Below are 15,883 nucleotides of genomic sequence, written 5' to 3'. Positions count from 1 at the left end.
GCAGCAGTGCCTGGAGAAATTCCAGCAATTTATACTAGATATCGTTGTTGTAAGTTATACCCGAACAGGCTACTTCGCGAATGAATTCGAAGGTGATAAACATATGGCCAAAGATATAATAGCCGCGATGGCATAATATATATCCTCTCTTGAAAAATACGATAGAACGAAGAAGAATGCCCAGTAGATTAATGAGGATATTAATGGGGGAAGCCCCATGTCTCTAAATCTCTTGGCTAAGAACAAGATACTTAAATACATGAAAATTATGAGTGTTAAAATAAAAACAAAGATAATTGACATTGATTTAGGGTTGCTGATAAAGCTATAGAAAGCAATAATTAAGAAAATATATGAAACGAGAGTATATAAGAAATAACGTAGCCTTTTTAGTCTTCCTTCTTTGAAGCCCAAAAAGGTGTCTTGAAAAATATTTTTCATGATAAATCCTGTTATCAAGTCTAAACACAGAAAAGATTATCACATCAGTAGCGCGTTTACTCCACCTTTGAAGCCAGTAATTCGGACTTTCTCGTAACCCCCGAAGTCCCGTTTCTACTTGCCTCCTTCAACTGATGTGCTACCGCGAATAGACAGTCTATGATGGCGATTCCGATGGTCTTTTGAGCTTTCTGGGTATTCTAAATGTGTTTTTATCTTTATTAAATTTAAAATGAATCACAGTTAATATTGAATTTTCCAGAGCCTGAGAGTGGCGAAACTGGCATCAAGTGAGCAAGGGGAGGGAGCCAGGGAGTAGTAATAAGGCCGGGAGAGGTCCCGAACATATTTATTTCTTTGCCTATCAGCAGTATATCATTCACCGTGTAAATTTATCATCGCGCAATGATTTTGCCATGTTTATATATGTGTGTATGAGCAGTCGTTGCGTGAGGATTGTATGGGTTGCAAAGACGGTGGCTATGACATTTATACCGCGGAGAAATGCGGGATTACATTCCCCTTGGAAGAGTAATGTTCATTCAACGGCCAAAAGAATGTGGCGGTGGTTATTGGCTAGATAAGACATACGATGATGCCTTCATCTTTGAGATAGAGAGGCCGGTGTCACTTAGCTAGGGGGATCGATTACATCATGATTATGAAAAGCGTAGCATGGCATGCTGATGAGTTTGATGATAACTTCACGCTCTTCTGAATTTAACGTCGTAAAAATGGCGGTCTTGTCGGCAATTTTACCACCATTTTACCATTGAAGATTTTGTTAAAAAAAACCAACCGCAAAGGGTTGGTTTCTCTAAGGATTTTTGGTCGGCATGAGAGGATTCGAACCTCCGACCCCCGACACCCCATGACGGTGCGCTACCAAGCTGCGCTACATGCCGACGCTGTGGGAAATAATACTACCCTTTCCCAATCTCAAAGCAAGAGCGAATTCGCCTGACTGCTTGTATTTTAAGCGATTAGTTGGCGATAAAGCGTTTCACATCGGTCAAGACCTGCAGCAACAGAGCGAGCTGCGGTTTTTCGTCTTTGATCTCTTTGTCATTTTTATCGTACGCACGGTAGTTGCCGCTGCTGTCCAATACCAGAGTTTGCGTTGGGGTGGTGATCACCAACAGGCTGTTATCACCGGTTGCTACCCAATTGTTTCTGCGTTGGGCAGTAAACAGGTCTTCCCCCTGCGAATAATCATTCGGGGCGGTTTTTACGTGCAGCAAACGCTGCATGAGGGTCCGCATCACGTCGTTGTGGCCGGTCAATTTATTAATGGTCTGCGCTGGCGTACCCGGCCAGTGGATAATCAACGGCACCTGCAACTGTTGCTGGCTGAAACTGCTGCCTGCGCCCCAATAGCCTTTACCGGTGTCATTAAATTCAACGCCGTGCTCTGCGGTGATCACCACCACGGTTTTATCCAGTACGCCACGCTCTTTCAGCGTGTTGAGCACTTGGGCAATCTGCGTATCCACATCCTGCGCACCGGCTCGGTAGCGTTGAATAAAGTCAGCCGGGGCCAGTGTTTTATCATTGGCTACCGGTTCTGCACCGCGGAAGTTGATGTAAGAGAACCACGGGGCATTGCTGTTCTGATCGGCCAACCAGCGCTGCCACTGTTGCGTAGTCACCGAATCATTTTGTTGGGCAGGTGCCGGCAGTGTGAAATCGGTCAACAGCGCCTGGCGATACAGGCTGGCGTTAAAGCCGTCGGATGAGAACAAACCAAATTGATAACCCTGGGCGCTTAGCGCACTGATCAGAGCGGAGGGTTTGCGCGCGGCAAGAATGCTGTCCAGATACGTCGGTGAAATGCCGTAGAACAGGCCAAACAGGCCGGTATCCGCATGATTACCGGAACTGTAGTGATCGCCGAAACGAATGTTTTCCTGCGCGAAGCGGGTGAGGGCTGGCATATCCTGCTTCATATCCTGTTCGCGAACGCCGTCTACCACGATCATCAGCAGATTATAACCGCTGCCTTTGTCGCCGTAGCTAAGATCACTAAGGGGATACTCCACCGCAACGGCTTCCGGGTTCCCTTGCTGCACCAGCCGACGTTCATATTCTTGCGAATCGAGCAGGCCGTGTTTCTCAAGGAATTTACGCGCGGTCATTGGATACGACAGCGGCAGGTTCGCCCGCTGCATGGTGATCGGGCGATAGAAATTGGCATCGGCCCAGATATAAATCAGGTGCGAGGCAAAGAAGGCGCTGATAAACAGCACCGCCAGAGGCTTGCCGAAACGTTGGCGGTTCAGGCTGCGCAGTTTTTGCCAGCTCCAGGTGCCAAACAGCATCTCCACCAGGAAGATCACCGGCACACAGATAAACATCAGCTGCCAGTCGCGCGCCAGCTCACTTTGATCCGGGTTGACCACCAGTTCCCACACCACCGGATTAAGGTGAAGGTGGAAATGCGTAAAGACCTCGCTGTCGACCAGCAACAGCGTCAGGCCGGTGGTGGCCAGCGCGGCGGAGATAAATCGCAACAACCGCTGCGACATCACCACAAAGGTGAGCGGGAAAATAACCAGCAGGTAGCCGGCGAAAACGATAAAGCTGAAATGCCCCAGTAAGCTGACCAGGGCATAAACCCGGCCCAACAGGGAAGAGGGCCAGTCAGTGACAAACAGGTAGCGGCTACCCAGCCCGAGGGCGAGCAGGATATTAAATAAGGCGAACCAGTGCCCCCAGCTGATCATCTGGGAGACTTTTTCACGATAACGCTGACGGTTTGTCACCATAAGTAATTATTAATGCGCTTTATCTTCACGAATAGAAGCTTGCAGGGCTTCTGCAAACGATCTTGCCAACGTTTTCCGCTGAACTGGAGCAACGCTGGTATTGATCAAATTAGTCACCATGTTGCCCAGCACCATCAAAGACAGATCGGTGGGAGTATGGTGTTTTTCCAGAACATTAACCAGCTCGGAGAGCAGTTGTTCAACGTGTTCGTCACTGTAACGGGATGATTGTGGCATAAAAATTGCGCTCAAAGCCTGACAAAGTCCCATATCTTACCGTATAGGACAGTGATTTTCTGCTCTTTTATCGATTCCCTTTGTCTTTCAAACCGTAGCGTGGCGGGGGCACCTGCGTTCCCCCGTCAAGGATTCTGCGCGATTGCCGGTGTATAGCCTGTAATACGTCGGTGAATCGAGGTATTTAGCGCCTGTATGGATGGTGGAAATATATTGATCGTCGACGGGTTGAACACTGCTTTAAAGTTGCAGCGCAGGGGCCTTCAGTGTTTGAATACGCGCTAAAAGAACAGGAGGATTTACCATGAGTCTGGATATCGACCAGATTGCTCTGCACCAGTTGATCAAACGTGACGAACAAACGCTGGACGTGGTGCTGCGCGATACTCTGCTGCCCACCAATGCGGCGGTAGAAGAGATGATGGAAGAGCTGCATCGTGTCTATAGCGCCAAGAGCAAGGCTTACGGCCTGTTCAATGAGGGCAGTGAACTGGCGGACGCGTTGCGCACCTGCCGCAAGGAAGACAAAGACTTTCTGGCTTTCAGCCGTGCCGCGACCGGGCGTCTGCGCGATGAGCTGGCCAAGTACCCGTTCGCCGAAGGTGGCGTGGTGCTGTTTGGCCAGTACCGTTATCTGGCGGCGGAGTATTTATTGATTGCGGTCCTCAACAGCCGCAACAGTTCGCGCGTTAACGAAGAGCTGGATATCAACACCACCCATTATCTGGACATCAACCACGCCGACATCGTCGCGCGTATCGATCTGACCGAGTGGGAAACCAATCCGGAATCGACCCGTTACCTGACCTTCCTGCGTGGACGTGTGGGCCGTAAGGTTTCCGATTTCTTTATGGACTTCCTGGCGGCGGCGGAAGGGCTGGACACCAAGGCTCAGAACCGCGGCTTGCTGCAGGCGGTTGACGATTATTGTGCTGATGCGCAGCTGGATAAAAATGAGCGCCAGTCGGTGCGCCAGCAGGTTTACAGCTATTGCAACGAACAGCTGCAGGCAGGCGAAGAGATTGAGCTGCAGGAGCTGTCGAAAGAGATTGCGCCGGTGGGCGAGAAAGATTTTCTGCAGTTTTCCAGCGAGCAGGGCTATCAGTTGGAAGACAGCTTCCCGGCCGATCGCGGTACGCTGCGTCAGTTAACCAAGTTTGCCGGCAGCGGCGGCGGCATCAGCATGAACTTTGACGCCATGCTGCTGGGGGAACGTGTATTCTGGGATGCGGCGACCGACACGCTAACCATTAAAGGCACGCCGCCGAACCTGCGCGATCAGTTGCAACGTCGTTTGGGCGGTGGCAACAAATAATTTCGCCGGATCGCAGACAATAAAAAACGCCGCAATTGCGGCGTTTTCTACTTCGGCGTCCCGAAAAGCTCGAATACGTTGCGATTACGCGCGAACGAAGTCGATGTGGGTCAGCTTCGGCTTGAACGGGTGACGCTGTACAGCCTGAACTTTAACTTTGGTTTCTTTACCGTCGATAACCAGAGTTACAGCTTCGCTGTAGAATTCTGCTTTAGCTTCCATGTTCTTAACAGAATCATGGTCCAGCTCGATGGAAACTGGAGCTTCTTCGCCACCGTAAACGATAGCTGGGAATTTATTTGCTGCACGCAGGCGGCGGCTCGCACCCTTACCCTGGTCTTTACGTACTTCTACATTGATAGTGAACATTGTTTTTTCTCTTAAAAGAAAATTTACCCTGCTACAGGCGACCCAGTAGCAAGTTCGATAACCTGCTTTAGCACCGGGCGAACCCAGGCAAAGCGGGCGGCATTTTAACGGAAAGCCGCCCACAGGGCAATGGAAACCTGCCTGATTTGCAAGGGGCAAAGATCAGTACAGCTCATTGGCGCGGCGGAAGCGTCCTTGATAATCGAACACTTTTTCTCGTACCTGCCAGAATTGCCCGCGTTTGCGCGCCACAACAAAATCCGGATGACGCAGCAGCGCTTGCTGAGCCAGCACGTCGGCGGCATTTTGCCAAGCGAACGGCACCCCAGGCGCACGCTGATGTGGGCGCAGGAACAGCATTTCAAAGGCTTTGCGCTGCGCCGGCGTTTGCAAACGAAAACGTTCGCTGGTGCTGGTGCCATCTTCGTCGTAATAGGTCGCCTTTAGCCACTCGCCTTTTTCATCGCGGCCGCTTTGCAACTCCATGCCGCCACAGCGTAATACCAGAGCGTCTTTCAGCTTCAGCGCCGCCTTCAGCATATCGTCGGGATCGACCAGCACCTCCTGACACTGATGGCAGCGGCGAGCGGCAATGTCGTTCTCCGCACCGCAGTGCGGGCAGCTTTTGAAACGAAAACGGTAATCGCACTGCTCGCGATGGCCTTCATCGTCCTCCAGCCAACCCTGACAGCGGCGACCATAATGTTCAATGATATCGCCATTCTCGGTGCACTTGCCCCAGAACAGGTTGGCGAAGCCGCAGCCGGGACAAAATACCTGCACAGGTTGGCTATCGCTGTGCGGCTTGCTGACCCCCACCTCCGGCGTGAACAGGTCGTGCGGGTTCCCGGCGTAGTCGAGGATCAGACAATCCTCTTTGCCGGGGGCCAGCCGCAGCCCGCGGCCGACGATTTGTTGATATAGGCTAACGGACTCTGTTGGGCGCAGGATGGCGATCAGATCAACGTGCGGTGCATCAAAACCGGTGGTCAGTACCGCCACATTCACCAGATAGCGCAATTGCTGCTGTTTGAACGCTTCAATCAGGGCATCGCGCTCGGCGGCAGGGGTTTCTGCACTGACCAACGCGGCCTCGCCTGACGGCAACAGGCCGTGAACTTCACGGGCGTGCTCAACGGTGGAGGCGAAAATCATCACCCCCTTACGCGTTTCGGCGTATTCCACGATTTGGCTGATGATATGCGGAGTGATGCGATTTTGCTGCTTCAGTTCGCGGTTCAGGTCCACCTCGCTGAACAGGCCATTGCTTCTGGCCTCCAGACGGCTGAAGTCATACTGCACAATCGGCATGTCCAGCCGTTCCGGCGGCACCAAATAGCCGTTCTTGATCATGTAACGCAGCGGCAGCTCATAAATGCAGTCGCGGAACAGGCTGCTGGCATCGCCGCGGGTAAAGCCGTGATAGTGATACTGATAAATCCAGCCTTTTCCCAGCCGGTACGGGGTGGCGGTCAGTCCCAGCAGCCGCAGCTGTGGGTTGGTTTTCTGCAGATGCTGAATAATCTGTTGGTACTGGCTTTCGTCGTCGTCACTGATGCGGTGGCATTCGTCGATGATCAGCAGGGAAAATGCGCCGTCGAACAGCGACAGATTGCGCGCCACCGATTGAACGCTGCCAAATACCACCTTACCGGCGCTGTCTTTTTGCTGCAGACCGGCGGCAAAGATATCCGCCTCCAGTCCGTAAGCGCGATATTTGGCGTGGTTTTGCGCCACCAGTTCTTTCACGTGGGCCAACACCAGGACCCTGCCGCGCGCGCGCTTCGCCAGCTCGGCGATCACCAGGCTTTTACCGGCGCCGGTCGGCAGCACAATCAGCGCCGGCTGCGGGTGCTGACGGAAATGTTTAATGGTGGCTTCGACCGCTTCCAGTTGGTAGGGGCGCAGAGTAAAGGCCATAAATTAACGCCGTGGATTGAGAAGGGCCATCGGGAACAGGTTTTGTAACATCTGAACCCACAAAAACAGTGACATTCTACTCCCCTGATGGCTAAAAAATTTCTATTATTATGCCTTCTGAGCGCGCGCGGTGCGAGAAGCGTGGAAATTACCTCTGTCAGGGGGCCGTTTCCGCCGCTATACTCGTGTGACAGTAATCGCTGTTCCCCCCTCTTCGAACCTGCCCTGTTGCACCTGGTGCAACGGTGGGTGTCATATTTTAGCAATACGATCAATGCGATCATAACAACGACAGGCAAAGCAGATTCAATGCGACTGGACAAGTTTTTATCTCAGCAGTTAGGTGTTAGCCGTGCGCTGGTAGCGCGTGAACTTCGGGCCAAACGCGTCACCGTCGACGGTGAAGTGGTTAAGAGCGGAGCCCTGAAACTGACTCCGGAGCAGGTGGTGGCGTTTGACGGCAACCCGCTGCAGCAGCTCACGGGCCCGCGCTACTTTATGCTCAATAAACCGCAGGGTTACGTGTGTTCTACGGACGATCCCGATCATCCGACGGTGCTGTATTTCCTCGATGAGCCGGTTGCCTATAAGCTGCACGCCGCCGGTCGCCTGGACATCGATACCACCGGCTTGGTGCTGATGACCGACGACGGTCAATGGTCGCATCGCATCACCTCACCGAAACACCACTGTGAGAAAACCTATCTGGTGACGCTGGAGCATCCGCTGGCGGAAGACACCGCGCAACGCTTTGCCGAAGGCGTGCAGTTGCATAACGAAAAAGATCTGACCCGCCCTGCGCAACTGGAAAAGATAGAAGACAACCTGGTGCGTTTGACCATCAGCGAAGGGCGTTATCACCAGGTGAAACGCATGTTTGCGGCGGTCGGCAACCGGGTTATCGAACTGCACCGCGAACGTATCGGTGCCATCGTGATGGATGAGGATTTGGCCGAGGGCGAATACCGTCCGCTGACCGAAGAAGAGATTGCCAGCGTGGGCGCACCGCACCTGCAGGATTAATTCATTACTTCACTACGGCTGATGAAGGAGTCGTTGAACGTGCAACAGAACCGGTCATCTCACCTCGGTTTGATTTTTATTCTGGGCCTGCTTTCCATGCTGATGCCATTGGCTATCGACATGTATTTGCCCAGTATGCCGGTGATTGCCAAACAGTTCGGCGTCGAGGCGGGCAGCGTGCAGATGACGCTCAGCGCCTATATGCTCGGCTTTGCTTTGGGGCAGCTGTTCTACGGGCCAATGTCAGACAGTATCGGCCGCAAGCCGGTGATCCTGTGGGGAACGCTGATCTTCGCGATTGCCGGCGGCGCCTGTGCAATGGCGCAGTCGATCGACCAGTTGATCAACCTGCGTTTCCTGCACGGGCTGTCGGCGGCGGCGGCGAGCGTGGTGATTAACGCCCTGATGCGCGATATGTTCACCAAGGACGAATTCTCACGCATGATGTCGTTTGTCATCCTGGTGATGACCATCGCCCCTTTGCTGGCGCCGATGATCGGCGGTGCGCTGCTGCTGTGGTTCAGTTGGCATGCGATTTTCTGGACCATGGGCGCGGCGGCGCTGATCGGTTCGTTGCTGGTGGCGTTCTTTATCAAGGAGACGCTGCCGAAGGAGCGACGGCAGAAATTTCATCTGCGAACCACGCTGGGCAACTTCGCTTCATTGTTCCGGCACAAGCGGGTGCTGAGCTACATGCTGGCCAGCGCCTTCTCGTTTGCCGGCATGTTCTCGTTCCTCAGCGCCGGGCCGTTTGTGTATATCGAGCTTAATCACGTATCGCCGCAGCATTTTGGTTACTATTTTGCGCTGAACATTGTGTTTTTGTTCCTGACGACGCTGGTCAACAGCCGCAATGTGCGGCGGCTGGGGGCGATCAAAATGTTCCGTTTGGGCCTGTTTGTTCAATTGGCGATGGGGTTGTGGTTACTGGCGGTTAGCGCAATCGGCCTCGGCTTCTGGGCGTTGGTGCTGGGCGTGGCGGTGTATCTGGGTTGCATCGCCATGATTTCGTCAAACGCCATGGCAGTGATCCTGGACGATTTCCCGCATATGGCGGGCACCGCGTCCTCTCTGGCCGGTACGCTACGTTTCAGTATTGGTGCGCTGGTGGGCGCGATACTGGCGATGGCGCCCGGCAAGAGCGCCTGGCCGATGGTCTCTTCGATGGCGTTGTGCAGCATCGTTGCGGTACTGTTCTATTTATACGCCAGCCGGCCGCGCCATAAAGCCTCACCGAATACGCCGTAGTTCTCCTCCCTGACTCAGGCTCAACGTTACGTTTGGGCCTGAGTGGGTTGCACCTTCCGTTTTGCCTCCCTGAACTTCAATGACGTCAGTCGGTTTATTGCTAAGCATCCATACGCCAATCAACAGGCTGCCGTTCATGCTGTGTGCTTTTTGTTAAATAAATTGCTCTGCCTGTGGCAAGCGGCGGCGGGTATTTACACTCCGGGTTTTGAAGGGAAATCGGCGGGTGTTTAGGTTAGGGTCATTGATAATCAAGGCATTAACTTAAGGTTGAGCTAGGCGTCAAGAAGTTAAATGTTTCCACAATGTAAAATTATAAAGAGCGAAAAGTAACCGCATTGAGAGAAAAAAGAGTTGAGATTGCGGCGGGAAAGGGTTACATATAACGCAAAAATGCGAGCTGAGTCGCAAAATGCTGTGAAACGACAACGCAGAGTGTCTGAAAAACGGCAGGACATCAGTAAGCGCAGGGGTAAGTTAACTGTCTGTGACATTATTTACATTTAAATAACATTCATGGGCGGCAGAGTCGGGACGCAGCGGCTATAACTTAGTTACCCTGTCAGGTTAAAAGCGTTTCATTTTTCAAACTAGGGATTTCATGTGGAAAGTATCCAACTTTCGGTAGTGCATCGCTTGCCGCAAAGTTATCGTTGGCTATCAGGCTCTACCGGCGTCAAGGTCGAACCGATTCCGCTCAGCGGAATAGACGAAGATAACAACCTGATTGGCCTGAAACTGCTCAGCCATGAAGGGGCTGACGCCTGGCAGGTCATGCAGCAGCTTAATCTGTCTTTGCAGGAGATTCAGGTCGACTGCGCCATCGTGGAGTGGGAAGGGGAGCCTTGCCTGTTTGTGCAACGCTGTGACGAAAGCACCACCCTGTGCCGGCTCAAAAACGTCGGTGCCGCTATCGCCGAACCCATGAGTGCGCAATATCCTTTCTGACTCCCGCCGCTAGTCCGCCAACTGCAACAGCTGCTGCGTATAAGCGGCGGCGGGCGAGTTAAAGATCGTCTGACAATCGCCTTGCTCAACCACCTCTCCCTGTCGCAATACAATGACCTGATGACACAGCGAACGCACTACCTGTAAATCGTGGCTGATAAACAGATAGGCCAGCCGGTGGCGTTGTTGCAGTGATTTCAGCAACGTCAAGATTTGCGCCTGCACCGATTTGTCCAGCGACGAGGTTGGCTCATCCAGGATCAGCAACTGCGGTTGTAAAATCAGCGCACGTGCGATGGCGATACGTTGGCGTTGGCCGCCGGAAAACTCGGTTGGGTAACGGTGGCGCAAAGCAGGATCCAATCCCACTTCTTGCAATACCTCGATCACCCGCTGTTCTCGCTGCTCGGCACTCAGTTTCTGGTGTACTTCCAGACCTTCGGCAATAATTTGCAGCACGTTCAGCCGGGGGTTCAGCGCCGAGAAAGGATCCTGGAACACAATCTGCATCTGGCTGCGGTACGGCAGCATTTGCTTCATGCTGAACTGGTGCAGCGGCTGGCCGTTAAACCACATAGCGCCTTTGGCACTCAGCAGACGCAATAGCGCCAGCCCGGTGGTGCTTTTCCCCGAACCTGATTCTCCTACCAGCCCAACGCTTTCCCCGGCCTTCAGCTCAAAACTCAAATCCTTCAGTGCATAATGATGACCGACCGTGCGGCGCAGCAAACCGCGCTTGATTGGGAAGCTGACCTGCAGGTTTTCCACCTTCAGCAGCGGAGCGGCATCCGCCGGCAAGGGCAGCGGATCGCCCACGTTCTCCGCCGCCAGCAATTGCTGGGTGTAAGGATGCTGCGGCTGGCTAAACAGGCGGACACGGTCTTTCTGCTCAACGCATTGGCCCTGGCGCATCACCGCCACGTTGTCCGCCAGGCGACGCACAATATTCAGGTTGTGGGTGATAAACAGCAGCCCCATGCCCATTTCCTGCTTCAGCTCCTTCAGCAGCAGTAGAATTTGCGCCTGGATAGTCACATCAAGCGCGGTGGTGGGTTCATCCGCGATCAGCAATTTGGGCTGGGTCAGCACCGCCATGGCGATCATCACCCGCTGCCGCTCGCCGCCGGAAAGCTGATGCGGATAGTCTTTCAACCGTCCTTTGGCATTGCGGATACCGACGCGATCCAGGCATTGGATGATCTCGCCGCGTGCGACGTCGCGCCGCATGCCGCGATGCAGCGCCAGTACTTCGGCCAGCTGTTTTTCAATGGTGTGCAGCGGATTGAGCGACACCATCGGCTCCTGGAAAATCATCGAAATCTGGTTGCCGCGCACCTTGCGCAGCTCGGCCTCTGGCGCATGCAGCAGCGAATTGCCGTTGAACTGGATATCGCCGGCGGTATAGACCACCGGAGGCGAGGGCAGCAGGCGCAATACCGACAGCGCAGTGACGCTTTTGCCTGAACCGGACTCACCCACCAACGCCAGCGTCTCTGCCTTTTCGATCTGCAGCGAAAGGCCATTGACCACCGGGTTCAATACCTCTCCCTGACGAAAAGCCACGCCGAGATCCTGAATTGAAAGCAGAGGAGTGCTAGCCATATTAATGCGCCTTGCTGGGGTCAAAGGCGTCGCGTACCGCTTCGCCGATAAAGATGAGTAAAGACAGCAGCACCGCCAGCACCAGGAAAGCGGTGATGCCGAGCCACGGCGCCTGAAGGTTGTTCTTGCCCTGCAGCAGCAGTTCGCCGAGCGACGGGGAACCTATCGGCAGGCCGAAGCCAAGGAAGTCGAGCGAGGTCAGGGTCGTGATGGAGCCGCACAGAATAAACGGCAAGAAAGTCAGCATCGCCACCATCGCATTGGGCAGCATATGGCGATACATAATGACCCGATCCTGCACCCCCATGGCGCGTGCGGCGCGGATATAGTCGTAGTTGCGGGTACGCAAGAACTCGGCGCGCACCACGCCCACCAGGCTCATCCAGCCGAATAAAATGGTGATGCCGAGCAGCCACCAGAAATTGGGTTGTACGATGCTCGACAACAAAATGATCAAAAACAGCGTCGGCATGCCCGACCACACCTCGATAAAGCGCTGGCCCCACAGGTCTATGCGCCCGCCGTAGTAGCCCTGTACGGCACCGACGCAAACGCCAATCACGCTGGAGAACAGCGTCAACGCCAGCCCGAACAGCATCGAAATACGAAAGCCATACAGCACGCGGGCCAGCACGTCGCTGCCGTTACCGTCGGTGCCCAACAGATTGTGGCGTGAAGGCGCGGAGGGGAAGGGCACTTCGGTAGCGAAATTGATGGTGTCGTAACTGAAGCGGATCGGCGGCCAAACCGCCCAGCCGTGGCTGTCGATCTGTTTTTTTACGAAGGGATCTTGATAGTCGGTGGCGGTGTTCAGCTCGCCGCCGAAGGTGGTCTCGCTGTAGTCGATGATGAACGGCAGATACAGGCGCCCTTCGTAGCGCACCAGCAGTGGTCTGTCGTTGGCGATCAGGTTGGCCCCCAGGCTGAGGACAAACAGCACCAGAAAAATCCACAGCGACCAGTAGCCGCGGCGGTTGCTGCGAAAACGTGCCCAACGCGCCTGGTTAATTGGGCTTAAGCGGCTCATTGGCGGGCCTCGAAATCAATACGCGGATCGACCAGGGTATAGGTGATATCGCTGAGAATATTCAACAGCAGGCCAATCAGGGTGAAGATATACAGCGTGCCGAACATCACCGGATAATCGCGCTGCAGCGTGGCGTCATAGCCCAACAGGCCCAGCCCGTTAAGCGAGAACATCACCTCGATCAGTAAAGAGCCGGTGAAAAACATGCTGACAAAGGTCGCCGGGAAGCCGGCGATCACCAGCAGCATGGCATTGCGAAACACGTGACGATAAAGGATTTTGTTCTCGTCCAACCCTTTGGCGCGGGCGGTAACCACGTACTGTTTGCGGATCTCGTCGAGGAACGAATTCTTGGTCAGCATGGTCAGGGTGGCGAAACCGCCAATCACCGTCGCCAGAACGGGCAGGGTGATATGCCACAGGTAGTCGGTGATTTTGCTGTACCACGGCAGGGTATCGAAATTGCTGGAAACCAGACCACGCAGCGGGAACCAGTCGAGATAGCTGCCACCGGCGAACAGCACAATCATCAGAATGGCGAACAGAAAAGCGGGAATGGCGTAACCGATGATAATCAGGGTACTGCTCCAGGTGTCGAAGGCGCTGCCGTTATGTACGGCTTTGCGGATCCCCAGCGGGATCGACACCAGGTAAATGATCAGCGTACTCCACAGCCCCAGCGTAATGGAGACTGGCAGGCTATGACCGACCAGCTGCATCACCGACGCGCCGCGGAACAGGCTGTCGCCGAAGTCGAGGCGCATGTAATTCCACAACATGGTGAAATAGCGCTCGTGCAGCGGCTTGTCGAAGCCATAGCGTTTGGTGATTTCGGCGATCACTTCCGGATCCAACCCGCGGGAGCCGCGGTATTGACTGTCCGTGGCACTGGCAACGCCGGTACGCGCATGTCCCAGGCCGTCGCCTGTTCCGCCGCCGCCGAAGCCGCTGCTCTGGCCCATTTCGATAGTGGCGATGGCCTGATCGACCGGGCCACCGGGCGCAATTTGCACGATAAAAAAGTTAATGGTGATGATCGCCCACAGGGTGGGGATAATCAGCAGCAGTCTGCGAATTAAATAAGCCGCCATCGCAGATTCCTTATTGTTGTTGAGTCGGCAAACGCGCCGCCTTATTGACGTCAAACCACCAGTTATCGAAGCCGATCACATAGGCCGGGCGGATAGGCGGCGTGGAGAATTTGTCCCAGTACGCGTAGCGATCGTGATTGGAATACCACATCGGCAGCATGTACCTGTTCCAGGTCAGTACCCGATCCAACGCCCTGCCCAGCGGCAGCAGGGCTTTCTCGTCGCCCTGGTGCGCGGCGATCTGCCTGACCAGGCTGTCGACGGCCGGATCGGTGACGCCGGGGGTATTCCAACTGGAGTTGATGTATTTGGAATCCCAAAGCGTCTCAAGGCTGGAGCTTGGGAAGGGCATAGCCAAATAGACCGTCGGCATCATGTCGAAATCACCGTCTCGCATACGCTTAGTGAATTGGGATATGTCGATCTCACGGATCTGCATATCGATGCCCAGCCGTTTCAGGTTGTGCTGGAACGGCAATACGTACTGGAAGTTGCTGCCGCTCAGCAGCATCAGTTCGAAGCTGAAGGGCTGGCCGGTTTTGCTGTTCACCAACCGCTGGTTTTTCACTTCCCAGCCGGCCTGGTTCAGCAATTGCGTGGCTTTCAGCAGGTTCTGGCGATCGTTGCCGCTGCCGTCGGAGGACGGTGGCTGGTAGATACTGGTGAAGACTTCCGCCGGTACCTTGCCCTTCAGCGGTGCCAGCAGCGCCAATTCAGCCGCGTCAGGATAACCGCTGGCGGCGTAAGGCGTATTTTGGAAATAGCTGTTGGTGCGTTGATAGGCATTGTAATACAGCGCCTTGTTCATCCAGTCAAAATCAAACGCCAGCGTGATCGCCTCGCGAATCTTGGGGTCGGCAAACAGCGGGCGTCTCATGTTGAAGGCCATCCAGCGGGTATTTTGCGCCGACTGGTTGGTTTCGTCCTGTTTGATTATATAGTTGCGTGCGAAATTGCCCCCCTGGTACTGGGTTGCCCAGTTTTTTGGCGAGCCTTCAATGCGGAAGTCATAGGCACCGGCCTTAAAGGCTTCCAGCGCAACTTTATCGTCCAGGTAGTAGTCGTAGCGGATGCTGTCGAAGTTAAAACGGCCACGGTTAACCGGCAGGTTAGCCGCCCAATAATCTCGCACGCGCTGATAGGTAATATATTGGCCTAGGCGGTAGCTGGCAATCTTGTACGGCCCGCTGCTGAGCGGCGGCGTGCTCAGGGGGTCATTCAACTTGTGATCTTTCCAGAAGCTTTGCGGCAATATGGGGAGGCTAAACAGCCCCAGCAGTTTGTCTTTATCCGGCTGCGGGAATTCGATACGTACCGTCAGACGTGAGATAGCCTTGACCGTAATGCCTTTGTAGGCGACGCGAAACTGCGGTACGCCCTCGGTCATAAACTTGTTAAAGGTGAAGGCCACGTCGGCGGCGGTGATGGGCGTGCTATCGTGGAAGCGGGCGCGGGCGTTGATATCGATCTCTACCCAGCGCATGTCGGCCGGGAAGCGGGCAGATTCGGCAATCAGCGGGTAGTAGCTGCCTATTTCATCGTCCGAGGTAGTAAACAGAGAGTCATACAATGCGTCGGTGCGTTCGCCGGGCACGCCGCGGGGGGCGTAGCGGTTGAAGTTATCATAGGTGCCGATCGCTGCCAGCCGCACATCGCCACCTTTGGGCGCCGCCGGGTTAACGTAGTCGTAATGGCTAAAATCGGTGGAGTACTTGGGCTCACCGAGCTGGGCGAAAGCATAGCTTTCATTGAGGGTTTCAGCCTGCAGACCGAAACTCAGTGCTGAGAGCACCAGGGCAGCAAAAACGCGCACGGACATCTTGACGGTAAGCTCCTGCTGTAAAGTCAATTAAGCCTGCGGCCAGCATAACATTTGCCGCCGTGCCGCAGGGTAAAG

The 15,883-nt window shown here is 54.4% G+C and carries 13 protein-coding genes and 1 tRNA gene; 4 read left to right on the top strand and 10 right to left on the bottom strand.

What is annotated here, in order from left to right:
• Nucleotides 1-69: 69 nt before the first annotated feature.
• From M495_RS26280 to M495_RS16325, 4 genes are all read right to left on the bottom strand, one after another.
• On the bottom strand, nt 70-441 hold the full coding sequence (locus M495_RS26280) for a DUF805 domain-containing protein (protein WP_020827789.1): 372 nt from the start codon (nt 439-441) through the stop codon (nt 70-72).
• Between the two features lie 828 nt (nt 442-1,269).
• A tRNA-Pro gene (locus tag M495_RS16335) sits at nt 1,270-1,346 on the bottom strand.
• Between the two features lie 78 nt (nt 1,347-1,424).
• Entirely contained in the window at nt 1,425-3,206 is a 1,782-nt protein-coding gene (gene yejM, locus M495_RS16330) for an LPS biosynthesis-modulating metalloenzyme YejM (protein WP_020827788.1), read from the bottom strand.
• Between the two features lie 9 nt (nt 3,207-3,215).
• A complete protein-coding gene (locus M495_RS16325; RefSeq protein ID WP_020827787.1) occupies nt 3,216-3,443 on the bottom strand; it encodes a YejL family protein in 228 nt (75 codons plus the stop codon).
• A gap of 304 nt (nt 3,444-3,747) precedes the next feature.
• On the opposite strand from M495_RS16325, the gene yejK reads away from it, so the two are divergent.
• Nucleotides 3,748-4,758, top strand: a complete 1,011-nt coding sequence (yejK, locus tag M495_RS16320) for a nucleoid-associated protein YejK (RefSeq protein ID WP_020827786.1) — start codon at nt 3,748-3,750, stop codon at nt 4,756-4,758.
• Between the two features lie 84 nt (nt 4,759-4,842).
• Here the strand turns inward: yejK and rplY are convergent, their stop codons facing one another.
• Nucleotides 4,843-5,127, bottom strand: coding sequence for a 50S ribosomal protein L25 (rplY, locus tag M495_RS16315; protein ID WP_020827785.1), 285 nt, complete (start codon nt 5,125-5,127; stop codon nt 4,843-4,845).
• A 162-nt stretch (nt 5,128-5,289) separates the two neighbouring features.
• A complete protein-coding gene (locus M495_RS16310; RefSeq protein WP_020827784.1) occupies nt 5,290-7,047 on the bottom strand; it encodes a DEAD/DEAH box helicase in 1,758 nt (585 codons plus the stop codon).
• A 309-nt stretch (nt 7,048-7,356) separates the two neighbouring features.
• Here M495_RS16310 and rsuA point away from each other — a divergent pair, with 309 nt between their 5' ends.
• From rsuA to M495_RS16295, 3 genes are all read left to right on the top strand, one after another.
• The gene (rsuA, locus tag M495_RS16305) at nt 7,357-8,070 is read left to right on the top strand and encodes a 16S rRNA pseudouridine(516) synthase RsuA (RefSeq protein WP_020827783.1); all 714 of its coding nucleotides are present in this window, start codon (nt 7,357-7,359) and stop codon (nt 8,068-8,070) included.
• A gap of 39 nt (nt 8,071-8,109) precedes the next feature.
• Nucleotides 8,110-9,318, top strand: coding sequence for a Bcr/CflA family multidrug efflux MFS transporter (locus tag M495_RS16300; RefSeq protein ID WP_041415525.1), 1,209 nt, complete (start codon nt 8,110-8,112; stop codon nt 9,316-9,318).
• 603 nt (nt 9,319-9,921) lie between these two features.
• A complete protein-coding gene (locus M495_RS16295) occupies nt 9,922-10,266 on the top strand; it encodes a YejG family protein (RefSeq protein ID WP_020827781.1) in 345 nt (114 codons plus the stop codon).
• 9 nt (nt 10,267-10,275) lie between these two features.
• Here the strand turns inward: M495_RS16295 and yejF are convergent, their stop codons facing one another.
• The 4 genes from yejF to M495_RS16275 are packed head-to-tail and all read right to left on the bottom strand — an operon-like array spanning nt 10,276 to nt 15,805.
• Entirely contained in the window at nt 10,276-11,868 is a 1,593-nt protein-coding gene (yejF, locus tag M495_RS16290) for a microcin C ABC transporter ATP-binding protein YejF (protein WP_020827780.1), read from the bottom strand.
• A 1-nt stretch (nt 11,869) separates the two neighbouring features.
• Nucleotides 11,870-12,895 (bottom strand): ABC transporter permease, encoded by a 1,026-nt coding sequence (locus tag M495_RS16285; RefSeq protein WP_020827779.1) that lies wholly within the window; start codon nt 12,893-12,895, stop codon nt 11,870-11,872.
• Nucleotides 12,892-13,986 carry a microcin C ABC transporter permease YejB gene (locus M495_RS16280; protein ID WP_020827778.1) on the bottom strand — a complete coding sequence of 365 codons (1,095 nt, stop codon included), beginning with the start codon at nt 13,984-13,986 and terminating at the stop codon, nt 12,892-12,894. Before M495_RS16280 ends, M495_RS16285 begins: the two co-directional genes overlap by 4 nt.
• 10 nt (nt 13,987-13,996) lie before the next feature.
• Nucleotides 13,997-15,805: an extracellular solute-binding protein gene (locus M495_RS16275; RefSeq protein ID WP_020827777.1), complete on the bottom strand. Its 1,809-nt coding sequence runs from the start codon at nt 15,803-15,805 to the stop codon at nt 13,997-13,999.
• Nucleotides 15,806-15,883 lie beyond the last annotated feature (78 nt).

The sequence above is a fragment of the Serratia liquefaciens ATCC 27592 genome (genome assembly GCF_000422085.1).
Taxonomy (GTDB): domain Bacteria; phylum Pseudomonadota; class Gammaproteobacteria; order Enterobacterales; family Enterobacteriaceae; genus Serratia; species Serratia liquefaciens.
This window is presented reverse-complemented; position numbering and strand designations above follow the sequence as displayed.